At 58.0% G+C, this 25488-nt stretch carries 23 protein-coding genes; 12 read left to right on the top strand and 11 right to left on the bottom strand.

The features are described 5' to 3' along the window. Positions 1 to 15: 15 nt before the first annotated feature. Together recF and gyrB are read left to right on the top strand one after the other, a co-directional pair. Positions 16 to 1119 carry a DNA replication/repair protein RecF gene (gene recF / locus GHN92_RS05890; RefSeq protein ID WP_094999581.1) on the top strand — a complete coding sequence of 368 codons (1104 nt, stop codon included), beginning with the start codon at positions 16 to 18 and terminating at the stop codon, positions 1117 to 1119. 5 nt (positions 1120 to 1124) lie between these two features. Further along, a complete protein-coding gene (gene gyrB / locus GHN92_RS05885) occupies positions 1125 to 3542 on the top strand; it encodes a DNA topoisomerase (ATP-hydrolyzing) subunit B (protein ID WP_016782862.1) in 2418 nt (805 codons plus the stop codon). Positions 3543 to 3613: 71 nt separating this feature from the next. Here gyrB and GHN92_RS05880 read toward each other — a convergent pair whose 3' ends face one another. Beyond that, on the bottom strand, positions 3614 to 4501 hold the full coding sequence (locus tag GHN92_RS05880; protein ID WP_094999582.1) for a LysR family transcriptional regulator: 888 nt from the start codon (positions 4499 to 4501) through the stop codon (positions 3614 to 3616). Between the two features lie 152 nt (positions 4502 to 4653). Between GHN92_RS05880 and GHN92_RS05875 the strand changes: the two genes are divergently transcribed. Beyond that, positions 4654 to 6315 (top strand): GMC family oxidoreductase, encoded by a 1662-nt coding sequence (locus GHN92_RS05875; RefSeq protein ID WP_095017924.1) that lies wholly within the window; start codon positions 4654 to 4656, stop codon positions 6313 to 6315. Between the two features lie 90 nt (positions 6316 to 6405). Beyond that, positions 6406 to 8028, top strand: a complete 1623-nt coding sequence (locus GHN92_RS05870; RefSeq protein WP_094999584.1) for an MFS transporter — start codon at positions 6406 to 6408, stop codon at positions 8026 to 8028. Positions 8029 to 8218: 190 nt separating this feature from the next. Here GHN92_RS05870 and GHN92_RS05865 read toward each other — a convergent pair whose 3' ends face one another. The 4 genes from GHN92_RS05865 to glyQ form a co-directional block, all read right to left on the bottom strand. After that, positions 8219 to 8989, bottom strand: a complete 771-nt coding sequence (locus tag GHN92_RS05865) for a 1-acyl-sn-glycerol-3-phosphate acyltransferase (protein ID WP_094999585.1) — start codon at positions 8987 to 8989, stop codon at positions 8219 to 8221. Positions 8990 to 9066: 77 nt separating this feature from the next. Next, positions 9067 to 9606 carry a D-glycero-beta-D-manno-heptose 1,7-bisphosphate 7-phosphatase gene (gene gmhB / locus GHN92_RS05860; RefSeq protein ID WP_165446529.1) on the bottom strand — a complete coding sequence of 180 codons (540 nt, stop codon included), beginning with the start codon at positions 9604 to 9606 and terminating at the stop codon, positions 9067 to 9069. A 4-nt stretch (positions 9607 to 9610) separates the two neighbouring features. Then, positions 9611 to 11665, bottom strand: coding sequence for a glycine--tRNA ligase subunit beta (gene glyS, locus GHN92_RS05855; RefSeq protein WP_094999587.1), 2055 nt, complete (start codon positions 11663 to 11665; stop codon positions 9611 to 9613). Next, complete coding sequence (glyQ, locus tag GHN92_RS05850; RefSeq protein ID WP_003437964.1) at positions 11662 to 12615, bottom strand: glycine--tRNA ligase subunit alpha; 954 nt, start codon at positions 12613 to 12615, stop codon at positions 11662 to 11664. The genes glyS and glyQ overlap by 4 nt, the downstream gene beginning before the upstream one ends. A gap of 81 nt (positions 12616 to 12696) precedes the next feature. Between glyQ and GHN92_RS05845 the strand changes: the two genes are divergently transcribed. Both GHN92_RS05845 and GHN92_RS05840 read left to right on the top strand, forming a co-directional pair. Then, positions 12697 to 13254, top strand: a complete 558-nt coding sequence (locus GHN92_RS05845) for a DNA-3-methyladenine glycosylase I (RefSeq protein ID WP_094999588.1) — start codon at positions 12697 to 12699, stop codon at positions 13252 to 13254. A gap of 183 nt (positions 13255 to 13437) precedes the next feature. Beyond that, entirely contained in the window at positions 13438 to 14325 is an 888-nt protein-coding gene (locus tag GHN92_RS05840) for a lysophospholipid acyltransferase (RefSeq protein ID WP_094999589.1), read from the top strand. A 122-nt stretch (positions 14326 to 14447) separates the two neighbouring features. On the opposite strand, the gene GHN92_RS05835 is transcribed toward GHN92_RS05840, so the two are convergent. The 5 genes from GHN92_RS05835 to def form a co-directional block, all read right to left on the bottom strand. Continuing rightward, positions 14448 to 14759 carry a tetratricopeptide repeat protein gene (locus GHN92_RS05835; RefSeq protein ID WP_153379686.1) on the bottom strand — a complete coding sequence of 104 codons (312 nt, stop codon included), beginning with the start codon at positions 14757 to 14759 and terminating at the stop codon, positions 14448 to 14450. A 10-nt stretch (positions 14760 to 14769) separates the two neighbouring features. Continuing rightward, complete coding sequence (trkA, locus tag GHN92_RS05830; protein WP_094999591.1) at positions 14770 to 16146, bottom strand: Trk system potassium transporter TrkA; 1377 nt, start codon at positions 16144 to 16146, stop codon at positions 14770 to 14772. Positions 16147 to 16166: 20 nt separating this feature from the next. Further along, the gene (rsmB, locus tag GHN92_RS05825; protein ID WP_153379684.1) at positions 16167 to 17477 is read right to left on the bottom strand and encodes a 16S rRNA (cytosine(967)-C(5))-methyltransferase RsmB; all 1311 of its coding nucleotides are present in this window, start codon (positions 17475 to 17477) and stop codon (positions 16167 to 16169) included. Beyond that, a complete protein-coding gene (fmt, locus tag GHN92_RS05820) occupies positions 17474 to 18424 on the bottom strand; it encodes a methionyl-tRNA formyltransferase (RefSeq protein ID WP_094999593.1) in 951 nt (316 codons plus the stop codon). The genes rsmB and fmt overlap by 4 nt, the downstream gene beginning before the upstream one ends. 207 nt (positions 18425 to 18631) lie before the next feature. Further along, the gene (def, locus tag GHN92_RS05815; RefSeq protein WP_016782844.1) at positions 18632 to 19138 is read right to left on the bottom strand and encodes a peptide deformylase; all 507 of its coding nucleotides are present in this window, start codon (positions 19136 to 19138) and stop codon (positions 18632 to 18634) included. 381 nt (positions 19139 to 19519) lie between these two features. Between def and dprA the strand changes: the two genes are divergently transcribed. Continuing rightward, positions 19520 to 20617 (top strand): DNA-processing protein DprA, encoded by a 1098-nt coding sequence (gene dprA / locus GHN92_RS05810; protein ID WP_094999594.1) that lies wholly within the window; start codon positions 19520 to 19522, stop codon positions 20615 to 20617. 35 nt (positions 20618 to 20652) lie between these two features. Further along, positions 20653 to 21210: an L-threonylcarbamoyladenylate synthase gene (locus GHN92_RS05805; protein WP_094999595.1), complete on the top strand. Its 558-nt coding sequence runs from the start codon at positions 20653 to 20655 to the stop codon at positions 21208 to 21210. A 177-nt stretch (positions 21211 to 21387) separates the two neighbouring features. Here GHN92_RS05805 and GHN92_RS05800 read toward each other — a convergent pair whose 3' ends face one another. Continuing rightward, positions 21388 to 22365: a quinone oxidoreductase gene (locus tag GHN92_RS05800; protein ID WP_153379682.1), complete on the bottom strand. Its 978-nt coding sequence runs from the start codon at positions 22363 to 22365 to the stop codon at positions 21388 to 21390. 152 nt (positions 22366 to 22517) lie between these two features. Here GHN92_RS05800 and hemF point away from each other — a divergent pair, with 152 nt between their 5' ends. From hemF to GHN92_RS05780, 4 genes are all read left to right on the top strand, one after another. Continuing rightward, positions 22518 to 23432, top strand: coding sequence for an oxygen-dependent coproporphyrinogen oxidase (gene hemF, locus GHN92_RS05795; RefSeq protein WP_094999596.1), 915 nt, complete (start codon positions 22518 to 22520; stop codon positions 23430 to 23432). Between the two features lie 22 nt (positions 23433 to 23454). Next, the gene (gene aroE, locus GHN92_RS05790) at positions 23455 to 24276 is read left to right on the top strand and encodes a shikimate dehydrogenase (protein WP_153379680.1); all 822 of its coding nucleotides are present in this window, start codon (positions 23455 to 23457) and stop codon (positions 24274 to 24276) included. 50 nt (positions 24277 to 24326) lie between these two features. Beyond that, positions 24327 to 24653: a DOPA 4,5-dioxygenase family protein gene (locus tag GHN92_RS05785; protein WP_094999598.1), complete on the top strand. Its 327-nt coding sequence runs from the start codon at positions 24327 to 24329 to the stop codon at positions 24651 to 24653. 286 nt (positions 24654 to 24939) lie between these two features. After that, complete coding sequence (locus GHN92_RS05780) at positions 24940 to 25476, top strand: hypothetical protein (RefSeq protein ID WP_141228134.1); 537 nt, start codon at positions 24940 to 24942, stop codon at positions 25474 to 25476. The last annotated feature ends 12 nt before the right edge of the window (positions 25477 to 25488 follow it).

Below are 25488 nucleotides of genomic sequence, written 5' to 3'. Positions count from 1 at the left end.
CACAGCCCACGCTAGATGTCCCTCAGTCGTGTCACAGTCACCGCGGTGCGTAACCTGCACCCGGTGACCTTCTCCCCCTCCCCCCGCATCAATATTCTGTACGGCGCCAACGGCAGCGGCAAAACCAGCGTGCTGGAAGCTATCCACCTGCTAGGGTTGGCGCGGTCGTTTCGCAGTGTGCGGCTGAACCCCGTTATCCAGCATGAGCAGCAGAGCTGTACAGTTTTTGGTCAGGTAGAACTGGCAGAAGGCGGACACAGTGCACTGGGTGTCTCGCGGGATCGTCAGGGGGAGTTCCAGATTCGTATCGACGGCCAGAATGCGCGCAGTGCTGCGCAATTGGCCGAGATACTTCCGCTGCAATTGATCAACCCGGACAGCTTCCGACTTCTTGAAGGGGCCCCAAAGATCCGCAGGCAATTTCTCGACTGGGGCGTGTTCCATGTTGAACCGCGGTTCATGTCGACCTGGCAGCGGCTACAGAAGGCCCTGCGGCAGCGGAACTCATGGCTGCGGCATGGTACACTCGACGCCGTTTCACAAGCGGCCTGGGACCGGGAACTGTGCCTGGCCAGTGCTGAAATTGATGAATACCGCCGCGCCTACATCAAAGCCTTGAAACCAGTCTTTGAGCAGACCCTGAGCGAGCTGCTGGATCTCCAGGGGTTAACGCTGAGCTATTACCGTGGTTGGGATAAAGACCGTGAGCTGAGTGCTGTACTCGCCGCGTCTGTCCACCGGGACCAGCAAATGGGGCATACCCAGGCGGGGCCACAACGTGCTGATTTGCGCCTCAAGCTGGGTGCAAATAACGCCGCAGATATTTTGTCGCGGGGGCAGCAGAAGTTGGTGGTCTGCGCGCTGCGCATCGCTCAGGGGCACTTGGTCAGCCAGGCCCGGCGAGGCCAATGTATTTATCTGGTGGATGACTTGCCGTCCGAACTGGACGAGCAGCATCGCAACGCACTGTGTCGCTTGTTGGAAGACTTACGCTGCCAGGTATTCATTACCTGTGTAGACCACGAATTATTGAGGGAAGGCTGGCAGACGGAAACGCCAGTTGCCCTGTTCCACGTGGAACAGGGCTGTATCACCCAGACCCACGACCATCGGGAGTGAAGGCATTGAGCGAAGAAAACACGTACGACTCAACGAGCATTAAAGTGCTGAAAGGCCTTGATGCCGTACGCAAACGTCCCGGTATGTACATTGGTGATACTGACGATGGCAGCGGTCTGCACCACATGGTGTTCGAAGTAGTCGACAACTCCATCGACGAAGCGCTGGCTGGCCATTGCGACGACATCACCATCACGATCCACCCGGACGAGTCCATCACCGTGCGCGATAACGGCCGCGGTATTCCGGTTGACGTGCATAAAGAAGAAGGCGTATCTGCAGCCGAGGTCATCATGACCGTGCTGCACGCCGGCGGTAAGTTCGATGACAACTCCTACAAAGTATCCGGCGGCTTGCACGGTGTAGGTGTTTCGGTGGTAAACGCCCTGTCCGAACTGCTGGTCCTGACTGTACGCCGCAGCGGCAAGATCTGGGAACAGACCTACGTCCACGGTGTTCCTCAGGCGCCTATGGCTATTGTGGGTGAAAGCGAAACCACGGGTACGCAGATCCACTTCAAGCCTTCGGCTGAAACCTTCAAGAATATCCACTTTAGCTGGGACATCCTCGCCAAGCGGATTCGTGAACTGTCCTTCCTGAACTCCGGTGTGGGTATCGTCCTCAAGGACGAGCGCAGCGGCAAGGAGGAGCTGTTCAAGTACGAAGGTGGCCTGCGTGCATTCGTTGATTACCTGAACACCAACAAGAACCCTGTGAACCAGGTGTTCCACTTCAATGTTCAGCGTGAAGACGGCATCGGCGTAGAAATCGCCCTGCAGTGGAACGACAGCTTCAACGAGAACCTGTTGTGCTTCACCAACAACATTCCACAGCGTGATGGTGGCACGCACTTGGTGGGCTTCCGCTCTGCCCTGACGCGTAACCTCAACACGTACATCGAAGCTGAAGGCCTGGCCAAGAAGCACAAGGTCGCCACCACCGGTGATGACGCCCGTGAAGGCTTGACCGCGATCATCTCGGTGAAAGTGCCGGATCCAAAGTTCAGCTCGCAGACTAAAGACAAGCTGGTGTCTTCCGAAGTGAAGACCGCTGTTGAACAGGAAATGGGCAAGTTCTTCTCCGACTTCCTGCTGGAACACCCGAACGAAGCCAAGTTGATTGTCGGCAAGATGATCGACGCAGCCCGTGCTCGTGAAGCTGCACGTAAAGCCCGTGAGATGACCCGTCGTAAAGGCGCGTTGGACATCGCGGGCTTGCCGGGCAAGCTGGCTGACTGCCAGGAAAAAGACCCTGCTCTGTCCGAACTGTACCTGGTGGAAGGTGACTCTGCTGGCGGCTCCGCCAAGCAGGGTCGCAACCGTCGTACCCAAGCCATCCTGCCGTTGAAAGGTAAAATCCTCAACGTCGAGAAAGCCCGTTTTGACAAGATGATCTCTTCGCAAGAAGTCGGCACCTTGATCACTGCGCTGGGCTGTGGCATCGGCCGCGAAGAGTACAACATCGACAAACTGCGCTATCACAACATCATCATCATGACCGATGCTGACGTTGACGGTTCGCACATCCGTACCCTGCTGCTGACCTTCTTCTTCCGTCAGTTGCCGGAGCTGATCGAGCGTGGCTACATCTACATCGCCCAGCCACCGTTGTACAAAGTGAAAAAGGGCAAGCAAGAGCAGTACATCAAAGACGACGAGGCCATGGAAGAGTACATGACCCAGTCGGCTCTTGAAGATGCCAGCCTGCACCTGAACGAAGATGCTCCTGGCATCTCCGGTGAGGCACTGGAGCGTCTGGTGTACGACTTCCGCATGGTGATGAAGACCCTCAAGCGTTTGTCGCGCCTGTACCCTCAGGAGCTGACCGAGCACTTCATCTACCTGCCGGCTGTAAGCCTTGAGCAGTTGGGTGACCACGCTGCCATGCAGGACTGGATGGCCAAGTTTGAAGAGCGTCTGCGTCTGGTTGAGAAATCGGGCCTGGTCTACAAAGCCAGCCTGCGTGAAGACCGTGAGCGTAATGTCTGGTTGCCAGAGGTCGAACTGATCTCCCACGGCCACTCGACGTTCATCACCTTCAACCGCGACTTCTTCGGCAGCAACGATTACAAAACCGTTGTGACCCTGGGCGCTCAACTGAGCACCCTGCTGGATGAAGGCGCCTATATCCAGCGTGGCGAACGTCGCAAGCAAGTGACCGAGTTCAAGGAAGCACTGGACTGGTTGATGGCTGAAAGCACCAAGCGTCACACCATCCAGCGCTACAAAGGACTGGGTGAAATGAACCCGGATCAGCTCTGGGAAACCACGATGGACCCAAGCGTGCGTCGCATGCTGAAAGTCACCATCGAAGACGCGATCGGCGCCGATCAGATCTTCAACACCTTGATGGGCGATGCTGTAGAACCACGTCGTGAATTCATCGAGAGCAACGCACTGGCAGTGTCCAACCTGGATTTCTGATCCTGTTTTGACCCGCAGTACCCAAAAAGGCCAACGCTCAGCGTTGGCCTTTTTTAATGGCTAAAAAATGACTATGGCGCCAGCAGCACCGCCCTCTCCTCGCGGCACAACTCCAGTAAAAAATCCCACACCACCCTCAACCTTACGGATTTGTGCAGTTCACGGCGGGTGCTGATCCAGTAACTGCGTTGCACAGACTCGCCCGGCAATACACGCACCAGGTCGGGGTCGTCAGCGGCCATGTAGTTGGGCAATACGGCGATACCCAGCCCGGCACGAGCGGCTTGTTGCTGGGCAATGACGCTGGTGCTGCGAAAGGTCACGGTCGGGGTGCGGCAGAAGGTATTGAGGAACAGCAGTTCCTGACTGAACAACAGGTCGTCGACGTAGCCGATCCAGTAGTGGTTGGCCAGATCGTCGCGGCTGTTCAGAGGCGGCGCCTTGTCCAGATAAAGGCGGCTGGCATAGAGCGCGAGCCGGTAGTCAGTGAGTTTGCGAGTTATCAACAGGTCGGCGTTGGGACGGTCCAGATGAATACTGATTTCTGCTTCGCGGTTGAGGATGCTGACGAAGCGCGGTACTGCGACCAGTTCCACTTCCAGACCTGGATAACGCTCAAATAAACCCCGTAGTCGCGAGGTGATAAACATGATGCCAATGCCCTCGGTGACACCCAGACGGATTTTGCCTAAGGGGGTGAGGGACTGATTGATTTCTTCCTGGGCCAGCAGTGCGACGTTTTCCATCGCTTCGGCATGTTTGAGCAAGGCTTGCCCGGCCGGGGTCAGTTCGTACCCCTGGGCATATTGCACAAATAAAGCCGCGCCCAAGTGTTGCTCGATGCTCTCAATATGCCGGGCAACGGTGCTATGGGTGGTGTTCAGGCGCTTGGCGGCGGTGAGTAAACGTCCGCTGCGCTGCAACTCCAGGAAGTACCGCATGTCATTCCAGTCGAACATGATCAACCCCCCAGAGCGCTACATCAGATGTGGCTTACGGATGACTGTGCAAAAACGCACAAGCCATGGGTGAAATCTCGCGTTTGCAACACGAAAATAATCAATAGGATGGTGTAGGACAAGAACAATAAATAAAAGGCGCGAGGTGATACATGCCATCAGCCAACAAGGTGTACGACTACATCATCGTGGGTGCCGGGCCTGCAGGTTCAGTGCTGGCCAATCGGCTGTCTGCCGATCCTCGCCACAACGTGTTGCTGCTCGAAGCGGGCGGGCAAGATAACTACCCGTGGATCCATATTCCTGTGGGTTACCTGTATTGCATCGGTAACCCGCGCACCGACTGGTGTTTCAAGACCGAAACCCAGGCCGGTTTGCAAGGTCGCAGCCTGAGCTACCCACGGGGTAAGGTCTTGGGCGGCAGCTCGTCCATCAACGGCATGATTTATATGCGCGGCCAGGCGGGTGATTACAACCGCTGGGCCGAGTTGGGCAATTCGGGCTGGGGCTGGGATGACGTATTGCCATTGTTCAAACGCAGCGAAAAGCACTTTGCCGGCAATTCTGAGCTGCATGGCAGTGAAGGTGAGTGGCGGGTTGAGCAGCAGCGCTATTCATGGCCGATTCTCGACGCGTTTCGTGACGCCGCCGCGCAAAGCGGAATTGCCAGCGTCAGCGATTTCAACGGTGGCGATAACCAGGGCTGTGGATACTTTCAAGTCAACCAGCGCTCCGGTGTGCGCTGGAATGCCTCAAAGGCTTTTCTGCGGCCAATACTCAAGCGCCCCAACCTGACGGTTTTGACCGACGTGCAAGTCGACAAAGTGCTGCTTGAAAACGGCCGGGCCACCCAGGTCAGTGCGCGCTGGCAAGGCGCACAGCATACCTTCACGGCCGGTTGCGAGATTATCCTTTGCGCCGGTTCGATTGGCTCTCCTGGCATTTTGCAGCGCTCGGGTATTGGCCCGCGGCCTTTGCTCGAAAGCCTGGGGATAACTGTGCTGCATGAGCTGCCCGGGGTGGGGGGGAATTTGCAGGACCACTTGCAGTTACGCTTGATCTTCAAACTGACCAAGGCCCGAACCCTCAACCAGGTCGCCAATAGCGTGTGGGGTAAAGTCGGCATGGGCCTGCGATATGCCTACGACCGCAGTGGTCCTTTGGCGATGGCCCCCAGTCAGCTGGGGGCGTTCGTCAAATCCGACCCTGATCAGTTATCTGCCAACTTGCAATACCACGTCCAGCCGCTGTCCCTTGAGCGTTTTGGCGAGCCGCTGCACACCTTCCCGGCCTTTACCGCCTCGGTGTGCAACTTGCGACCAAAAAGCCGGGGGCGCGTGGATATCCGTTCGGCAAACCCGGATGACGCACCGCTGATCGACCCCAATTACCTGAGCCACCCTGATGATCTCAAGGTAGCAGCCGATGCCATACGCCTGACTCGGCGTATCGTGGCCAGCGCAGCTCTGCAGGCCTTTACCCCTGAGGAATATCTGCCAGGCAAGGACTTGCAGACCGAACAAGAGCTGTACGACGCAGCTGCCCGTATTGGTACGACGATTTTTCACCCCGTGGGCACTTGCCGCATGGGCCAGGACGCCGAGGCAGTGGTCGATGCCCAATTGCGCGTTCATGGGGTACCGGGTTTGAGGGTGGCAGACGCTTCGATCATGCCCAGCATCGTGTCGGGTAATACCTGTTCTCCGACCCTGATGATTGGCGAAAAAGCCGCGCAGCTGATTTTGCAGGCTTCGCTTGAAACACCGCAGTACACAGCAGGCGTTAACCGCACGGCAGCTATACCGGTCGCCTGAAGGCGATCGTGGTTTCGGGCGCAGTCATCCGGAACCGGCAGTGGACAACAACAATAATCACTGTGGCCCATAGGGCCGAGGACTTTGCACATGTCAGACGCACTTGCACAACAGGCGGCTACCGTCAAAGGAACGACCGGGCGCGAAGAGCGCAAGATCATTTTTGCGTCATCCCTCGGGACCGTTTTCGAGTGGTATGACTTTTTCTTGTATGGCGCTTTGGCCACCGTGCTCAGCAAGCAGTTCTTTGCTGGGGTCAACGACACCACGGCGTTTATTTTTGCCTTGATGGCCTTCGCCGCAGGCTTTTTGGTGAGACCCTTCGGGGCACTGGTGTTCGGTCGATTGGGTGACATGATCGGGCGTAAATACACCTTCCTCATGACCATCATCTTGATGGGTTTATCGACCTTCGCTGTCGGCCTGTTGCCGACCTACGCCAGCATCGGTATCGCTGCCCCGATCATGCTCGTGGTATTGCGCATGCTCCAGGGGCTGGCGCTGGGCGGTGAATACGGCGGTGCAGCCACTTACGTGGCTGAACACGCCGCACCGGGCAAGCGTGGCTTCAACACCAGCTGGATTCAATCGACTGCCACCTTGGGTTTGTTGTTGTCGCTGCTGGTGGTGCTGAGTTGCCGGTACCTGACCGGTGACCAGTTTGAAGTCTGGGGCTGGCGCCTGCCGTTTCTGCTGTCCATCGTGCTGCTGGGCATCTCGACCTGGATTCGCATGAGCATGCACGAGTCGCCAGCGTTCGTGAAAATGAAAGCCGAAGGTAAAACCAGCAAGTCGCCGATCCGCGAATCGTTCGGTAAATGGGAAAACCTCAAGATCGTGCTGATTGCCCTGTTCGGTATCAACGCTGGCCAGGCGGTAACCTTCTATACCGCGCAGTTCTATGTGCTGTTTTTCCTGACACAGATGCTCAAGATGGACCCGGCCCAGGCCAATCTCTTACTGATTATCAGCGTAGTAATCGGGGCACCGTTCTTTATATTCTTCGGCTGGCTGTCTGACCGTGTGGGGCGCAAGCCGATCCTGATGCTTGGCCTGTTATTGGCCACAGTCCTGTACTTTCCGCTGTTCAAAGCATTGAGCCATTACGCCAACCCGCAGATTGATACCGCCAGCCGTCAATCACCGATTGTGGTCATGGCCGACCCGGGCACCTGCACCTTCCAGTTTGACCCGGTAGGCAAGGCACGTTTTGACAGCCCGTGCGACAAGGTTAAAACCTTCCTGGTGAAGCAGGGCTTGCCGTATACCTCACAGTCGGCTGCACCGGGCGCTGAAGTTCAAGTGTCGGTAGGTGAACAGAAAATCAGCGGTTTTGACGAAGCGGCCATGCGCGCAGCGATAACCGAAGCGGGTTACCCGGCCAAGGCTGATCCAGGCGCGGTCAACCAGCCAATGGTTGTACTGGTGATGGTACTACTGACACTCATTGCCACCATGACCTACGGCCCACTGGCAGCCGTGATGGTAGAGCTGTTCCCGACTCGCATCCGCTACACCTCAATGTCCCTGCCCTACCATATCGGCAACGGCTGGTTCGGTGGTTTTCTGCCCACCGTGTCGTTTGCACTGGTGGTCTACACCGGGGATATCTTCTATGGCCTGTGGTACCCGGTGGTGATCACCGGGGTCAGCCTGGTGGTGGGCATGCTGTGCCTCAAGGAAACGAGGAATGTGAATATCGACAAGGTCTAATGTCAGCCCCTGAGCGGGCTGCCAGACACAAAAAAACCGGCTGATATAAGCCGGTTTTTTTTGCGCTTAGAAAAACTTATGCACGTATTTAGGTGAAAACTTACAGTCTGAAATAAGCATCAAAATCATAGGCTTACGTCTGCTTTTTCACAAAAAAAGAAAACTTGTGCACAAGTTATCCACAATTTGCTTAGTTCACAATCGTTTCAGAAGGTTTAGCTATAGGAGGCAACGAACCCATGTCGCGCTGAGCCTGCTCGTTCCAGGCCTGTACCCGGTCGTTCAGCTCGGCAATGGCCCGTGGACCGCTGCCGTTGGCGTACATCGGTTCACCGATGACCAGTTCGATGGTGCCAGCCTTTTTCGCCCAGCCCGTCTTGGGCCAGAACTTGCCCGCGTTGTGGGCAATCGGCAGTACCGGTAGTTCGGCGTTGACCGCCAGAGCCGTGCCTCCCCGGGAAAATTTTCCCACCTGGCCAAACGGCACGCGGGTGCCTTCCGGGAAGATCAGCACCCAAATGTTGTCCTTGAGCAGCTCATCACCCTTTTTTGCAATGTGCTTGAGCGCAGCCTTGGGGTTGTCACGGTCGATGGCAATCGGGCGCAGCATCGCCATCGCCCAGCCAAAAAACGGCACATACAGCAATTCGCGTTTGAGTACCTGGCTCAACGGCTGAAAGTAGGCCGAGAGAAAAAACGTCTCCCAGGTACTTTGGTGGTTGGCCAGAATCACGCACGGTCGTTGCGGGATGTTTTCTGCGCCCGTAACCCGAACGTCAATTTTCAAGAACACCCGTGTCAGCCACAGCGCGCAGCGGCACCAGTAAACATTGATAAACCGATAGCGCGCACGGAACGGCAAAAACGGAGCGACAAAAAAGCTCAGCGAGCACCACAGCAGAGAGCTGGTGCCCAGCAGCAGGTAAAAGAAGAAGGTTCTGATGGCCTGCAGTATCGACATAGCGGCTTTTACCGTTGCGGATAAAGCATAAGGGAACAGGCCAGCGCATAACGTGCAGGCCAGTGTTCGAACATGCTTTATTTGTGGATAAGTTCTGCGGCGACTGCCGCCAGATCGTCAAATACTAGAGTATTAACCGGTAACTCTTTGGCCAATGTCTGTAGGCCCTTTCCGGTTTTTACCAAAACTGGCTGAGAATCGACGGCTTGCGCAGCCTGCAAGTCACCCAAACTGTCACCGACGAACCAACATTGGGCCAAATCAACGCCGTAATGGTTGGCAATCGTTTGCAACATGCCAGGTTTGGGCTTACGGCAAGCGCAGCCCGCGTCAGGTCCGTGTGGGCAATAGACAATCAATCCGACCTCGCCACCCTGCTCTGCCACCAGCGCCCGCAAGCGGGCGTGCATGGCGTCCAGCGTGGCAACATCATAGTAGCCGCGGGCAATGCCGGACTGGTTGGTCGCGATGGCGACTGTCCAGCCGGCCTTGCTCAACTGCGCAATGGCCTCGATCGCGCCGGGCAGTGGTTGCCACTCCTCGACTGACTTGATGTAAGCGTCGGAGTCGTAATTGATTACTCCGTCCCGATCGAGAATCAGCAGTTTCAACGGCAACCCCTCAGCCCAGCAGTGAAATATCGGCAACACCCAGGAACAGGCCACGCAGACGGGCCAGCAAGGCGTAGCGGTTAGCCCGCACGCTCGGGTCTTCTGCGTTGATCATCACCGCTTCGAAGAACGCATCCACCGGCTCGCGCAACGAGGCCAGACGGGTCAGGGCTTCGTTGTACTGACGGGCAGCAGCCATTGGTTGTACGGCCTCGTCGGCCTTCTGGATGGCCGAGAACAGCGAGAACTCACAAGCATTGTCGAAATAGCGGGCTTCAACGTGGGTCGAAACCGTGCCTTCAACCTTGCTCAGCAGGTTCGAAACGCGTTTGTTCACGGCGGCCAGTGCAGCGGCTTCCGGCAACTGGCGGAACGCTTGTACGGCTTGCACGCGCTGATCGAAGTCCAGCGCCGACGTTGGGTTGAGGGCACGTACCGACAGGTAAGTGGCCACGTCCACGCCTTCGTCTTCGTAACGCGCACGCAGGCGGTCGAAGATGAATTCCAGAACCTGATCTGCCAGACCGGCCGACTTGATCTTGGCCCCGAAAGCGCTGACAGCGAATTTCACTGCTTCAGTCAGGTCGAGGTCGAGTTTCTTGTCGATCAGGATGCGCAGGATACCCAGCGCTGCACGACGCAGTGCGTACGGGTCTTTGCTGCCTGTAGGCAACATGCCAATGCCGAAAATACCCACCAGGGTGTCGAGCTTGTCGGCGATGGCCACTGCAGCACCGGTCAGGGTGCTCGGCAACTCGGCGCCAGCACCACGCGGCATGTACTGCTCGTTCAACGCCAGGGCGACGTCTTCAGGCTCGCCGTCATTCAGCGCGTAGTAGTAACCGGCAATGCCTTGCATCTCCGGGAACTCGCCGACCATTTCGGTGGCCAGGTCGCACTTGGACAGCAAACCGGCACGGGCGGCACGCGGTGCGTCACCCCCAATGCGCGGGGCAATGAATGCCGCCAGTTTCGAAACACGCTCAGCCTTGTCGTAAACACTGCCCAGTTGGGCCTGGAATACCACGTTTTGCAGGCGCAGGTTGAAGCTCTCGAGTTTTTGCTTCTTGTCTTGCTTGAAGAAGAACTCGGCATCGGTCAGGCGCGGGCGAACCACTTTCTCGTTACCCGAGATGATCTGCTGCGGGTCTTTGCTCTCGATGTTGGCCACGGTAATAAAGCGCGGGAGCAATTTGCCATCGACGTCCAGCAGGCAGAAGTACTTCTGGTTGTCCTGCATGGTGGTGATCAGGGCTTCTTGCGGGACGTCCAGGAAGCGCTCTTCAAACGAGCACACCAGCGGCACCGGCCATTCAACCAGCGCGGTCACTTCGTCGAGCAGGGCAGGCGGCACGATAGCGCTGCCTTCCTGCATCGTCGCCAGCTCGGCCACACGCTTGGAAATCAGCTCGCGACGCTCAAAGAAATCGGCCAGCACGTAGGCTTTGCGCAGGTCTTCGGCGTAGTTGGCCGGGGCGCTGATGCGCACGTTTTCCGGGTGATGGAAGCGGTGGCCACGGGACTCACGACCGGCTTTTTGCGCAAGGATCGTGCAATCGATGACCTCGTCGCCCAGCAGCATGACCAGCCACTGGGTTGGACGTACGAACTCGACCTTGCGCGCGCCCCAGCGCATACGCTTGGGGATCGGCAAGTCATTGAGCGAGTCTTCAACGATGGTCGGCAGCAGGCTGGCGGTCGGCTTGCCGACGATCACCTGGCTGAAACGCAGTTTTGGGCCGCTCTGGTCGATTTCGCTCAGCTCAACACCGCATTTTTTGGCAAAGCCAAGGGCTGCCTGGGTCGGGTTGCCTTCGGCATCGAAAGCAGCTTGACGTGGCGGGCCGTCGATATTGATGCTGCGGTCAGGCTGCTGGGTTTCCAGCTGGGTCAGCAGAACGGCCAGGCGGCGCGGTGCGGCGTAGACTTTTTTCGCGCTGAATTTCAGACCGGCTGTTTGCAGGCCTTTTTCAATCCCGGCGAGAAATGCATCAGCCAGGGTATTGAGGGCTTTCGGTGGCAGTTCTTCAGTGCCCAGTTCAACCAGAAAATCTTGAGCACTCATTGTGCTGCCTCCAACTTAGCCAACACTTCATCACGTAAATCCGGCGGAGCCATCGGGAAGCCCAGCTTGGCGCGAGCTTCAAGGTAGGCCTGAGCCACCGAACGCGCCAGGGTACGCACACGCAGGATGTATTGCTGACGCGCGGTCACGGAAATGGCGCGGCGGGCATCCAGCAGGTTGAACGTGTGGGATGCCTTGAGCACCATTTCGTAGCTTGGCAACGGCAAAGGCTGGTCGAGTTCGATCAGGCGCTTGGCTTCGCTTTCATAGAAATCGAACAGTTCGAACAGTTTGTCGACGTTGGCGTGTTCGAAGTTGTAAGTCGACTGCTCGACTTCGTTCTGATGGAACACGTCGCCGTAGGTCACTTTGCCGAAGGGGCCGTCAGTCCATACCAGGTCGTAGACAGAATCCACGCCCTGCAGGTACATAGCCAAACGCTCAAGGCCGTAGGTGATTTCGCCGGTAACCGGGTAGCACTCAATGCCGCCTACTTGCTGGAAGTAGGTGAACTGGGTGACTTCCATACCGTTGAGCCAGATTTCCCAGCCCAGACCCCAGGCGCCCAGTGTTGGCGATTCCCAGTTGTCTTCTACGAAACGGATATCGTGAACCAGTGGGTCCAGGCCGATATGTTTCAGCGAACCCAGGTACAGCTCCTGGAAGTTTGGCGGGTTTGGCTTCAAAACCACCTGGAACTGGTAGTAGTGCTGCAAACGGTTCGGGTTTTCGCCGTAGCGGCCGTCAGTCGGACGACGACTGGGCTGCACATAAGCGGCGTTCCAGGTTTCCGGGCCCAGAGAGCGCAAAAACGTGGCGGTATGGAATGTGCCGGCGCCCACTTCCATATCGTAGGGCTGAAGCACCACACAACCTTGCTCGGCCCAGTATTGCTGGAGGGCGAGGATCAAGTCTTGGAAGGTACGCACTGCTGGCGTAGGCTGGCTCACAAATTCACCTGTTTCTTGGGCTGCGATTTAAAGAGCGGGAGTATACCCGATTCGGTCGCCCCTCCACCCCCTGGAGCCTATATGCCACGTTGCTTCTGGTGTTCAGAAGATCCGCTGTATGCCGCTTATCACGATCAAGAGTGGGGCGTGCCGTTGCGCGATGCGCATGGGCTGTTCGAGTTGTTATTGCTCGAAGGGTTCCAGGCAGGTTTGTCATGGATCACGGTTTTGAAGAAGCGCGAGCACTATCGCAAGGTCATGTTTGGCTTTGATGTGCAGCGTCTGGCAGTTATGACGGACGCTGAAATCGAGGTTTTGTTGCAGGATCCGGGGATTATCCGCAACCGTCTCAAGGTGGCCGGAGCACGACGCAATGCCCGGGCCTGGCTGGCTCTGGACAACCCGGTGGAGTTTTTATGGTCGTTTGTGGGTGGTAAACCGAAGATCAACCACTTTACTGAACGCCATGAATTCCCTGCGGTGACGCCAGAGGCCGAAGCCATGAGCAAAGGCCTGAAAAAAGCCGGTTTTACGTTCGTCGGCCCGACCATTTGCTACGCCTTTATGCAGGCCAGCGGCATGGTTATGGACCATGCCACGTATTGCGACCGTTACGCGGAACTGGCCAACGGCGGTTAGAATGTCTTTTTTCGCCACACGCATAACCCGTAGCAGCTGCCGAAGGCTGCGTCCGGCGGCGCAGCCGTCGTGAAGTCAGGACCTGCGATGTGTCAGTAAAATCAAGCACTCAGCATTTACGATTGCTTCGCAATCGGACGCAGCCTTCGGCAGCTGCTACGAGTGCTTTCGAGAGATTATTCTGTGGAAAAGTTTAAAGGCGCCTTGCTGGTCGGGGCTTTGCGATTGTTTGCCATGCTCCCGTGGAGCGCGGTGCAACGCGTGGGCTCGGCCATTGGCTGGTTGATGTGGAAACTGCCTAATCGTTCGCGCGATGTGGTGCGGATCAACCTGGCCAAATGCTTCCCCGAAATGGACCCGGTCGCCCGTGAGCAACTCGTGGGCCAGAGCCTCAAGGACATCGGTAAAAGCCTGACCGAGAGCGCGTGCGCCTGGATCTGGCCGGCCCAGCGTTCGATTGACCTGGTGCGTGAAGTCGAAGGTCTGGACGTGCTCAAGGACGCCCTGGCCTCAGGCAAGGGCGTGGTAGGCATCACCAGCCATCTGGGCAACTGGGAAGTGCTCAACCACTTCTATTGCAGCCAGTGCAAGCCGATCATTTTTTACCGCCCGCCCAAGCTCAAGGCTGTGGATGAATTGCTGCAAAAGCAACGCGTTCAACTGGGCAACCGCGTGGCGGCATCGACCAAAGAAGGCATCCTGAGCGTGATCAAGGAGGTGCGCAAAGGTGGTCAGGTGGGCATTCCGGCAGATCCGGAGCCCGCTGAGTCAGCCGGTATTTTTGTGCCGTTCCTCGGCACGATGGCCCTGACCAGCAAGTTTGTGCCCAATATGCTGGCGGGCGGCAAAGCGGTGGGCGTGTTCCTCCACGCATTGCGCCTGCCCGACGGTTCGGGTTTCAAAGTGATTCTGGAAGCGGCGCCCGAAGAGATGTACAGCACCGATACGGCGACCTCGTGCGCGGCCATGAGCAAGGTGGTCGAGAAGTATGTGCGGGCGTACCCGAGCCAGTACATGTGGAGCATGAAGCGCTTCAAGAAGCGTCCGCCGGGTGAGGCGCGCTGGTACTGACCAAACATGCATCCCGTGGGAGCGAGCCTGCTCGCGAAGGTTTCACAAGCGCCGCGATTATCTAACGATCTTCGCGAGCAGGCTCGCTCCCACATCAAGTTCCCAATATGAAGCTGGATGAATTACTGCGACTTATCCAGCTTCTTCAAAAACACCGTCATTTCTTTCTCGGCCTGCTTGTCGCCATGGGCCTGAGCCGCTGCAATCCCCTGCTCCCATGCCGCCCGCGCTGCCGCACGATCCCCCGCCGCCAGCTGCGCCTTGCCCAGCAGCTTCCAGGCCGCCGAATACTTGGGGTCAACGCCGACGCAACGCTGCAGATGCTCCGCCGCTTTCAAGTTATCCCCAAGGTCCAGATAGCCCTTGCCCAGGCCAAAGCGCAGCAATGAGTTATCCACACGCTTGGCGAGCATCTTTTCCAGTGATTCCAGCATCCCTGACTCCTTAGAAAAAACTCAAGCCCACATGAAACAGCTTCTCTACGTCGCGAATATGCTTTTTATCCACAAGGAACAGGATCACATGGTCGCCGGCATTGATGACGGTAGAGTCGTGGGCGATCAGCACTTCTTCGTCGCGAATGATCGCGCCAATCGTGGTCCCCGGTGGCAAGTTGATTTCACCGATGCTGCGGCCAATCACCTTGCTCGACTTGGAGTCACCGTGGGCGATGGCTTCGATGGCCTCCGCCGCACCGCGGCGCAGTGAGTGCACACTGACGATATCGCCACGGCGTACGTGGGCCAGCAAGGTGCCGATGGTGGCCAGCTGCGGACTGATGGCGATATCGATTTCGCCACCCTGGATCAGGTCCACATAGGCCGGGTTGTTGATGATGGTCATCACCTTCTTCGCGCCCAGGCGCTTGGCCAGCAGCGAGGACATGATATTGGCCTCGTCATCGTTGGTCAGGGCCAGGAACACGTCGGCATCGGCGATGTTCTCTTCGAGCATCAAGTCGCGGTCCGAGGCGCTACCTTGCAGCACAACTGTACTGTCGAGCGTGTCGGACAAATAGCGGCAACGTGCAGGATTCATCTCTATGATTTTGACCTGGTAACGGCTTTCAATGGCCTCGGCCAGGCGCTCGCCGATCTGTCCGCCGCCAGCAATGACAATACGCTTGTAGCTCTCGTCAAGGCGGCGCATTTCGCTCATTACTGCGCGAATATTGGCTCTGGCGGCGATGAAAAATACTTCGTCGTCAGCCTCGATGATGGTATCGCCACGGGGGGTAATGGGTCGATCGCGTCGGAAAATCGCCGCGACTCGTGTATCCACATTCGGCATGTGCTCGCGTAGCTGGCGCAATTGCTGGCCAATCAGCGGGCCACCGTAATACGCCTTGACCGCGACCAACTGCGCCTTGCCCTCGGCAAAGTCGATCACCTGCAAAGCACCGGGGTGTTCGATCAGGCGCTTGATGTAGTTGGTGACCACCTGCTCGGGGCTGATCAGCACGTCGACCGGGATGGCGTCGTTATCAAACAACTCCTCGCCGCGTGTCAGATAAGCCGCTTCTCGTACACGGGCGATTTTGGTCGGGGTGTGAAACAGCGTGTAGGCCACCTGGCACGCGACCATATTGGTCTCGTCGCTGTTGGTCACGGCCACCAGCATGTCGGCGTCATCTGCTCCCGCCTGGCGCAGCACATTGGGCAGCGAGGCGCGGCCCTGCACGGTGCGGATGTCGAGGCGGTCACCCAGGTCGCGCAGGCGTTCGCCATCGGTGTCGACCACGGTGATGTCGTTGGCTTCGCTGGCCAGATGTTCTGCCAGCGTACCGCCGACCTGGCCTGCGCCGAGGATGATGATTTTCATGCCGTCATTTCCTGGAACCGTTAGCTGCGTGCGGCAGCGATCTTGATCAGTTTGGCGTAATAGAAACCGTCATGCCCACCTTCTTGCGCCAGCAACTGGCGGCCGTGGGGTTGTTTGATACCGAACTGACCGGCGATATCCAGCTCGCGGGCACCCGGTGTCCGGGCCAGAAACGCTTCGATCACCTCGGTGTTTTCGGTCGGCAGCGTCGAACAGGTGGCGTAAAGCAAGATGCCACCGACTTCCAGGGTTGGCCACATCGCGTCCAGCAGTTCGCCTTGCAGGGTGGCGAGTGCGGCGATGTCGTCCGGTTGGCGTGTCAGCTTGATGTCTGGATGACGGCGGATTACACCCGTTGCTGAGCAAGGCGCATCCAGCAAAATGCGCTGGAATGGTTTGCCGTCCCACCAGGTTGCGGTATCGCGGCCGTCAGCCGCAATCAACTCGGCACTCAGGCCCAGACGTTCAAGGTTCTCGCGAACGCGCACCAGGCGCTTGGCTTCCAGGTCCACGGCTACCACGCCGGCGAGCTTGGGCTCGACTTCCAGGATGTGGCAGGTCTTGCCGCCGGGGGCGCAGCAGGCGTCGAGTACACGCTGGCCCGGGGCCAGATCGAGCAAATCGGCAGCCAGCTGGGCGGCTTCGTCCTGGACACTGATCCAGCCTTCGGCAAAGCCTGGCAGATTGCGTACATCGCAGGCCGCAGCCAGCACGATGCCGTCCTGGCTAAAGGTGCAAGGTTGAGCTTCGATCCCTGCCTCAACCAGCAACTGCAGATACGCATCACGACTGTGATAGCGACGGTTGACCCGCAAGATCATCGGCGGGTGCGCATTGTTGGCTGCACAGATGGCTTCCCATTGCTCAGGCCAAAAAGCCTTCAGGGATTTTTGCAGCCAGCGTGGGTGCGCAGTACGCACCACCGGGTCACGTTCCAGCTCAGCCAGTAAGGCGTCGCTTTCTCGCTGTGCGTTGCGCAGTACGGCGTTAAGCAGGGCTTTGGCCCACGGCTTTTTCAGTTTGTCGGCGCAACCTACGGTTTCGCCGATGGCGGCGTGGGCCGGAATGCGGGTGTAGAGCAGTTGATACAAACCGACCAGCAGCAATGCCTCGACGTCAGCGTCGGCGGCCTTGAACGGTTTTTGCAGCAGCTTGTTGGCCAGCGCCGACAGACGTGGCTGCCAGCGCGCGGTGCCGAAGGCCAGATCCTGGGTCAGACCGCGGTCACGTACCTCAACCTTGTCCAGTTGCAGCGGCAACGAACTGTTGAGCGATGCCTTGCCGTTGAGCACGGCAGTCAGGGCTTTGGCGGCGGCCAGACGAGGATTCATTGTGCGGCACCCAAAACTGTACCGACGGCGAATTTCTCACGGCGGCTGTTGAAAAAATCACTGAAGTTCAGCGCTTTGCCACCAGGCAATTGCAGGCGTGTGAGGCACAAGGCGCCTTCACCGCAACCCACGATCAGGCCGTCCTTGCTGGCGGCGAGAATCTGTCCCGGTGCACCTTGAGCGTCAGCCAGGTTTGCGGCCAGTACTTTGAGGGCTTCGCCATTGAGCGTGCTGTGGCAGATCGGCCACGGGTTGAAGGCGCGGATCAGGCGCTCCAGCTCAACGGCCGGGCGGCTCCAGTCGATGCGCGCTTCGTCCTTGTTCAACTTGTGGGCGTAGGTCGCCAGGCTGTCATCCTGGACTTCACCTTGCAGCGTCCCCGCCGCCAGACCGGCAATGGCCTGGATCACGGCCGGTGGGCCCAGTTCGGCCAGGCGGTCGTGCAGGCTGCCGCCGGTGTCATCGGCGGTGATTGCGGTCACGGACTTGAGCAGCATGGGGCCGGTGTCCAGACCCGCCTCCATACGCATTACGGTCACTCCGCTTTCACTGTCGCCGGCTTCGATGGCGCGCTGGATCGGCGCTGCTCCGCGCCAGCGTGGCAGCAAGGAGGCGTGGCTGTTGATGCAGCCCAGGCGCGGAATATCCAGCACCACTTGCGGAAGGATCAGGCCGTAGGCCACCACCACCAGCAGGTCCGGCTTGAGTGCAGCCAGTTCGGCCTGGGCCTCAGGGGCACGCAGGGTGGGTGGCTGCATCACTGTGATGTTGTGCTCCAGCGCCAGCTGTTTGACCGGGCTTGGCATCAGCTTTTGCCCGCGCCCTGCCGGACGGTCCGGCTGGGTGTAGACCGCGACGATCTCGTAAGGCGTGTCTAGCAGTGCCTTGAGGTGTTCGGCGGCGAATTCTGGGGTGCCGGCAAAGACGATGCGCAGTGGCTCAGTCATGGAATACTCACTTGGAATAGGGGGGCGCGGGAACTGACGGCAATGAGCCAGCGAACGGACCGGCTGGCTCATTTTCATGTGGGAGCGGGCTTGCTCGCGATGAGGGCTACCCGGTGTATCAGCAGAACCGTGTTGGCCCGATCGCGAGCAAGCCCGCTCCCACATCGGGTCCCTGCCAGTTCGGGAGTGTTGTGCGTTTTATGCCGATCAAGCGTTCTGGCGGTGCAGTTTTTCCAGTTTCTTCTTGATCCGGTCACGCTTGAGCGTAGACAGGTAATCGACGAAGAGCTTGCCGTTGAGGTGGTCGCACTCATGCTGAATGCACACCGCCAACAGGCCTTCGGCGATCATTTCGAAAGGTTTGCCGTCACGGTCCAGCGCCTTGATCTTGACGCGCTGCGGGCGATCAACGTTCTCGTAGTAACCCGGTACCGACAGGCAGCCTTCCTGGTATTGGCCCATCTCGTCGGACAGGATCTCGAACTCGGGGTTGATAAACACCATCGGTTCGCTGCGGTCTTCGCTCAGATCCATGACCACGATGCGTTTGTGCACGTTGACCTGGGTCGCGGCCAGGCCGATACCTGGCGCCTCGTACATGGTTTCAAACATGTCATCGATCAACTGACGGACTTCGTCGTCCACAACCGCCACGGGTTTGGCGATGGTACGCAGACGCGAGTCTGGGAATTCGAGGATGTTCAAAATAGCCATAAGTTTGATTGGTGCACTGTGTGAAAGATTCAAAAACGGTTGTCAGGTGGGTCCTGGGGACTCGAGCAACCTGTGCAAAACGTCTCCTTCAGAGAGAGCCCGCTCGGGCTCAGGCGTTTCACGCGAGAGCACATAATAAAGGGATTCACCCACGGATGAAACGACTAGCTGCCGGGCTGCACCTGTGCATGTCTCAATTTGAAACCAACCTGCCCGGCCTCCAGGCGACGTTCAACTAATGTTGGGTTTCCCATTGGCGTTTCAAGTTCTGCCAAGGGGCTCAACCCGGTACTTTTCATCGTTAGCCAAACAACTTGTCAACAGAGTTATCCACAGCTTGTTCCTTACAGCCAGATGGAATAACCGATCAAGGATGATCCTATGCCACCCTCAGAAATATCCCCAGCAGAGTTGGAGGCCCGCTTGCGTTTGCACCGTTTGCCCGACGTTGGGCCACGGCGTTATTACAGCCTGTTCAGAGCCTTTGGTTCGGCCAGTTCGGCGCTCAGCGCACCTGCCAGCGCCTGGCGTGCCCTGGGGCTGCCCGAGGGGTGTGCCCAGGCGCGGCGCAGCCCTGAAGTCCGTGAGGGTGCCAGCGCTGCATTGCGCTGGCTTGAGCGCTCCAGACACCATGTGCTGCTGCATGATCAGGCCGATTACCCGGCGCTGTTAAGCGAATTGAGCGATGCCCCGCCGCTGTTATTCGTGGCGGGAGAGCCGTCAACTCTGGAAAAACCGCAGTTGGCGATGGTCGGTAGCCGACGCGCTTCGCGGCCTGGGCTGGACACCGCGACCGCCTTTTCCCGCAGCCTGGCTGGCGCCGGTTTTGTGATTACCAGCGGGCTGGCGCTGGGGATTGATGGCGCAGCGCATCAGGCTGCTCTGGACGTTGGCGGGCAGACAGTGGGGGTTTTGGGGACGGGCCTGGAAAAACTTTATCCACAGCGCCATCGGGCATTGGCAGACGCAATGATTTGCAACGGTAGCGCCGTGGTATCGGAGTTTCCTCTGGACGCCGGGCCCCAAGCCGCCAACTTCCCGCGGCGTAACCGCATTATCAGCGGTTTGTCCCTTGGCGTGCTGGTGGTCGAGGCCAGCGTGTCCAGCGGCTCGCTGATTACTGCCCGTCTCGCCGCAGAGCAGGGGCGCGAGGTGTACGCCATGCCCGGTTCCATCCACCACCCTGGGGCGCGTGGCTGCCATCAGTTGATCCGTGATGGCGCTACGCTTGTCGAGACCGTTGAGCACATTCTCGAAGGCCTGCGTGGCTGGCGCTCGATGCCGTTGCCCACAACAGAAATGTTTACTCCAAGCTGTCATCCATTAGTGCAATTGTTGCAGGCAGCGCCCTATACCAGCGAAGCATTGGCCAATATCAGCGGTTGGGATTTGCCCCGATTGCTGGCTACTCTGACCGAGCTTGAACTGGCGGGGCATGTTGTACTCGAGGGTGGGCGTTGGTTTGCTCGCGCCAGCTAAGTACACTGCGCGCAGCACATATCTGGAGACATTCAATGATCAGCACCTGGCGCGTCCAACAAGCTGCAAGAGCCATTCGCGCAGGCGCGGTGATTGCCTATCCGACCGAGGCGGTCTGGGGCCTGGGCTGCGACCCATGGGATGAAGACGCGGTCGAGCGGCTGCTGGCGATCAAATCGCGGCCTGTGGATAAAGGTCTGATTGTGGTGGCAGACAACATTCACCAGTTCGACTTCCTGTTTGAAGACTTCCCCCAGGAGTGGATCGACCGCATGGCCAGTACCTGGCCAGGGCCGAACACCTGGCTGGTGCCGCATCAGGGCTTGCTGCCCGAGTGGATCACCGGGGTACACGATACGGTGGCGCTGCGCGTGAGCGATCACCCGCTGGTGCGCGAACTGTGCGCGCTGGTGGGGCCGATTGTCTCGACCTCAGCCAACCCGGCAGGTTTGCCGGCAGCGCGTACTCGCTTGAAAGTGGAGCAGTATTTCCGTGGGCAAATCGACCATGTGTTGGGTGGCAACTTGGGTGGACGTAAAAACCCGAGCCTGATCCGCGACCTGGCTAGCGGCAAGATCGTACGCCCGGCGTAATGAGTTGCAGCCCAACCGATCTTGTAGCAGCTGCCGAAGGAACGAGGCTGCGTCCGGTTGCGAAGCAATCGTAAAACCTGAGTCCGAGATTTTTCTGAACGACCACAGTGTCTGGTTTTACGACGGCTGCGCCGCCGAACGCAGCCTCGTTCCTACGGCAGCTGCTACGAATTTGTTTTAAGGCAACAAAATCGTCGATCCCGTGGTTCGGCGCGCCGACAGTTCCGTCTGCGCCTTGGCCGCATCAGCCAACGCAAAACGCTGGCTGATATCAATCTTGATTGCACCGCTGCGGATCATCGCAAACAGCTCATCGGCCATCGCTTGCAGGTTTTCGGCGCTATTGGCGTAGGACGCCAACGTCGGTCGAGTGACATACAGCGAGCCCTTCTGCGACAAGATCCCCAGGTTGACTCCCCTTACCGCGCCTGAAGCATTACCAAAGCTGACCATCAGCCCACGTGGTGCTACGCAGTCCAGTGACGTTAGCCAGGTGTCCTTGCCTACACCGTCGTAAACCACCGGGCACTTCTTGCCGTCGGTTAATTCCAGTACACGCTTGGCAACATCCTCGTGGCTGTAGTCGATGGTTTCCCACGCGCCCAGAGCTTTGGCGTGCGCGGCTTTTTCGGCTGAGCTGACCGTGCCGATCAATTTCACGCCCAAGGCTTTCGCCCATTGGCAGGCAATCGAACCTACCCCGCCTGCAGCAGCGTGGAACAGGATGGTTTCACCCCCTTTGAGTTCGTAGGTCTGACGCAGCAGGTACTGGGTTGTCAGGCCCTTGAGCATCACTGCGGCGGCTTGCTCAAAGGAAATATCCTCGGGCAGTTTCACCACATTGGCTGCAGGCAAAACGTGCAGTTCACTGTATGCCCCCAGCGGCCCGGTGCCGTAAGCGACGCGATCGCCGACGTTCACGTTGCGCACGTCACTGCCCACCGCATCAACGATCCCCGCACCTTCATTGCCCAGCCCGGACGGCAGTTCAGCCAGCGGGTACAAGCCACCTCGGTAATAGGTATCGATGAAATTCAGACCGATGGCCTGATTGCGCACCCGAACTTGCTGTGGGCCCGGCTCGGCGGGTTGGTAATCGACATACTCAAGCACTTCAGGGCCGCCGTGGGCCCGAAACTGGATACGCTTTGCCATCTGCACTGTCCTCGCTCATTTCACGAAGCCACCATCCAACGCTGAAGCGTGATCTTCGTCAACTGCGGTGAGCCGGAGTGCGGTGTTATGCTAGCCCCCCTTTGCCGCCGGCCCCGCACGCCGCGTCGCTTTGCCCGATTTAAGGTGATGTCATGACTACTCGCACCGAGGCTGTAAAAGCCTACCTGCTCGACCTTCAAGACCGCATTTGCAACGCATTGCAAACGGAAGACGGCGGCACCCAGTTCGTTGAAGACGCCTGGGAGCGCCCGGCGGGTGGTGGCGGTCGTACCCGTGTAATCGAAAACGGCCACGTCATCGAGAAAGGCGGCGTCAACTTTTCCCATGTGTTCGGCAGCGGCCTGCCACCGTCGGCCAGTGCTCATCGCCCTGAACTTGCGGGCCGTGGCTTTGAAGCCCTCGGTGTGTCGCTGGTGATCCACCCGCACAACCCGCATGTACCAACGTCCCACGCCAACGTGCGTTTTTTTATCGCTGAGAAAGAAGGCGAAGAACCGGTCTGGTGGTTCGGTGGCGGCTTTGACCTCACCCCTTACTATGGCGTTGAAGAAGACTGCGTGCACTGGCACCGCGTGGCCGAGCAGGCCTGTGCGCCATTTGGTGCCGATGTGTACCCGCGCTACAAGGCGTGGTGCGACACCTACTTCCATATCAAGCATCGCAATGAGCCCCGTGGTATTGGCGGCCTGTTTTTTGATGACCTGAACGAGTGGGATTTCGACACCTGTTTCGCTTTTATTCGCGCCATTGGTGATGCCTATATCGACGCCTACCTGCCGATCGTTCAGCGCCGCAAGAACGACGAATACACTGCCCAGCAGCGTGAGTTCCAGGAATTCCGCCGTGGACGCTATGTGGAATTCAACCTGGTCTATGACCGTGGCACCCTGTTTGGCCTGCAATCGGGCGGTCGCACCGAGTCGATCCTGATGTCCCTGCCACCGCAAGTGCGCTGGGCTTATGACTGGAAAGCGGAACCGGAAAGCCCGGAAGCGCGCCTGACGGATTACTTCCTGCAAGACCGCGACTGGTTGGCCAACGCCTGACACTGCCCGAGGAGCTTGCCTGATGGACCGTTACGTTGTTTTTGGTAACCCGATTGCCCATAGCAAATCCCCGGTGCTGCATCGCCTGTTTGCCGAGCAAACTGGCCAGGCCATGCAGTACGACACCTTGCTGGCACCACTGGATGATTTTGCTGGCTGCGCAACGGAGTTTTTCCTGCAGGGGCGTGGCGCCAATGTGACAGTGCCCTTCAAAGAAGACGCCTACCGCCTGGCGGATCAACTGACAGCTCGGGCCCAGCGAGCAGGAGCGGTCAACACCCTGAGCAAATTGGCCGATGGCGTTTTGCTGGGGGACAACACCGATGGTGCAGGGCTGGTGCGCGACCTGACGGTCAATGCCGGTTTCAGCCTCAAGGGTAAGCGCGTCCTGATCCTGGGCGCGGGCGGTGCGGTGCGGGGTGCGCTGGAGCCGCTGCTGGCTGAAGGGCCGGCCTCGGTCACCATCGCTAACCGCACCGTTGAAAAAGCCGAGTTGCTGGCCGAGTTGTTCAGCGACCTGGGCCCGGTGGCTGCAAGCGGTTTTGACTGGCTGCACGAGCCGGTCGACCTGATCATCAATGCCACCTCGGCCAGCCTGAGCGGCGAACTGCCCCCCATTGCCAGCAGCCTGATCGAGCCGGGTAAAACCCTGTGCTACGACATGATGTATGGCAAGGAGCCGACGCCGTTTTGCGTGTGGACCAGCGGGCATGGCGCGGGTCAGGTGATGGATGGTTTGGGCATGCTGGCCGAACAGGCCGCCGAGGCGTTTTATCTGTGGCGCGGGGTGCGTCCGGATACTGCACCGGCGCTGGCTGAATTGCGCCGGTTGCTGGCGCTTTAAAGCAGCCCCTCTCCCTCCGGGAGAGGGCGGGGTGAGGGCAAGAGGTACTTATGCAGCGAATCAAGGGCTACCACGCCCATGTCTACTTCGACGCTTCGACCATCGATCAGGCGCGCGCCTTGTGCGAAGAGGCCAGGCGACTGTTTGGCGTAACCATGGGCCGCGTCCACGAGCGCCCGGTGGGCCCGCACCCGGACTGGAGCTGCCAACTGGCTTTCGGCCCTGAACTGATCGGAGTCGTCCTGCCGTGGCTGGCGCTCTACCGGCACGGTTTGGTGGTGTTTATGCATCCCGATACCGGCAATGACCTGCTGGACCACACCGACCATGCAATCTGGATGGGCGCGATTCGGCCGCTGGATTTGTCTGTTTTTTAAACGGGGGCGCGCAGTTCAGCGCCCGGTTTAACCCTCTCCTACATAAAATTATTAGTTACGGAAATATCCGACATTAAGAACGGCGGCTTCGCTGTGGTCATATTTTGGTACCAGGCCTAAAGTTTTCAGGGCGTTAAGGTTTTTAATCTCGCTCTTGGATGGGGTATGGAAATGACACGTCCAAAAACCATGTTCCGCGCTGAGCTATGAAGATTGAATTTTGTTGGTCGCTATATTTATTACTCCTGTGGAAATGGCGATACATCAGTAATATTGGAGGCTGGTAGTGCGTAGATATCTTCAAGGTGGGCTTATATCACTGGTGTTTGCTTGGGGCTCAATGCCCGCCCATGCAGCTTGCACGTTTGTTAATGAAAAAACGAATATCAGTGTTTTTTCCTTTGATGTTTCGGATAAGGATTGCGAGCTTATTGATTTTAACGGTGAAAGCGTGGTCACTCTTCGTGTTGAGTATCCATCCATGAAGTTGGTTGATTATAAAAATAAATCTAACAATGTAATGGTGTTAGTTTTATTTCCAATATCCGTTCCTCCGTTTGATATAAATCGAGCCACCCGAACATTAAAAACCATTGCGTCTTTTGATGGGGTTGAACTGTTAGAGGATAGTGAAAAGACTTATAGAGTTGCGGGCCGTGATGGAAGCAATGCATATATATATGAGTGGGACCTGATTTATATGGGAAAAAGAGCGTACAAAAGTACTTTTGGGATTGACTATTTGTTTAGCCGTGAGATTTCCAACCTTAAAGAAGCCGATGTTTTTGTGTTGAATTTTCTGGATCGTTTTTTAATTAATTAAGGAGGCGCCAAT

It is taken from the genome of Pseudomonas sp. FSL R10-2964 (assembly GCF_009600035.1).
Taxonomy (GTDB): Bacteria; Pseudomonadota; Gammaproteobacteria; order Pseudomonadales; family Pseudomonadaceae; genus Aquipseudomonas; species Aquipseudomonas bubulae.
The sequence above is the reverse complement of the archived record's forward strand: the minus strand, read 5'-3'. Positions and strand labels throughout refer to the sequence as shown.

What these genes read in the sequence shown, in the direction of transcription:
- recF (WP_094999581.1), top strand. Translation starts at nt 16, where the DNA reads ATGTCCCTCAGTCGTGTCACAGTCACCGCGGTGCGTAACCTGCACCCG.
- GHN92_RS05880 (WP_094999582.1), bottom strand. Translation starts at nt 4,501, where the DNA reads ATGTTCGACTGGAATGACATGCGGTACTTCCTGGAGTTGCAGCGCAGC.
- GHN92_RS05875 (WP_095017924.1), top strand. Translation starts at nt 4,654, where the DNA reads ATGCCATCAGCCAACAAGGTGTACGACTACATCATCGTGGGTGCCGGG.
- GHN92_RS05870 (WP_094999584.1), top strand. Translation starts at nt 6,406, where the DNA reads ATGTCAGACGCACTTGCACAACAGGCGGCTACCGTCAAAGGAACGACC.
- GHN92_RS05865 (WP_094999585.1), bottom strand. Translation starts at nt 8,989, where the DNA reads ATGTCGATACTGCAGGCCATCAGAACCTTCTTCTTTTACCTGCTGCTG.
- glyS (WP_094999587.1), bottom strand. Translation starts at nt 11,665, where the DNA reads ATGAGTGCTCAAGATTTTCTGGTTGAACTGGGCACTGAAGAACTGCCA.
- GHN92_RS05845 (WP_094999588.1), top strand. Translation starts at nt 12,697, where the DNA reads ATGCCACGTTGCTTCTGGTGTTCAGAAGATCCGCTGTATGCCGCTTAT.
- GHN92_RS05835 (WP_153379686.1), bottom strand. Translation starts at nt 14,759, where the DNA reads ATGCTGGAATCACTGGAAAAGATGCTCGCCAAGCGTGTGGATAACTCA.
- trkA (WP_094999591.1), bottom strand. Translation starts at nt 16,146, where the DNA reads ATGAAAATCATCATCCTCGGCGCAGGCCAGGTCGGCGGTACGCTGGCA.
- rsmB (WP_153379684.1), bottom strand. Translation starts at nt 17,477, where the DNA reads ATGAATCCTCGTCTGGCCGCCGCCAAAGCCCTGACTGCCGTGCTCAAC.
- fmt (WP_094999593.1), bottom strand. Translation starts at nt 18,424, where the DNA reads ATGACTGAGCCACTGCGCATCGTCTTTGCCGGCACCCCAGAATTCGCC.
- def (WP_016782844.1), bottom strand. Translation starts at nt 19,138, where the DNA reads ATGGCTATTTTGAACATCCTCGAATTCCCAGACTCGCGTCTGCGTACC.
- dprA (WP_094999594.1), top strand. Translation starts at nt 19,520, where the DNA reads ATGCCACCCTCAGAAATATCCCCAGCAGAGTTGGAGGCCCGCTTGCGT.
- GHN92_RS05805 (WP_094999595.1), top strand. Translation starts at nt 20,653, where the DNA reads ATGATCAGCACCTGGCGCGTCCAACAAGCTGCAAGAGCCATTCGCGCA.
- GHN92_RS05800 (WP_153379682.1), bottom strand. Translation starts at nt 22,365, where the DNA reads ATGGCAAAGCGTATCCAGTTTCGGGCCCACGGCGGCCCTGAAGTGCTT.
- hemF (WP_094999596.1), top strand. Translation starts at nt 22,518, where the DNA reads ATGACTACTCGCACCGAGGCTGTAAAAGCCTACCTGCTCGACCTTCAA.
- aroE (WP_153379680.1), top strand. Translation starts at nt 23,455, where the DNA reads ATGGACCGTTACGTTGTTTTTGGTAACCCGATTGCCCATAGCAAATCC.
- GHN92_RS05785 (WP_094999598.1), top strand. Translation starts at nt 24,327, where the DNA reads ATGCAGCGAATCAAGGGCTACCACGCCCATGTCTACTTCGACGCTTCG.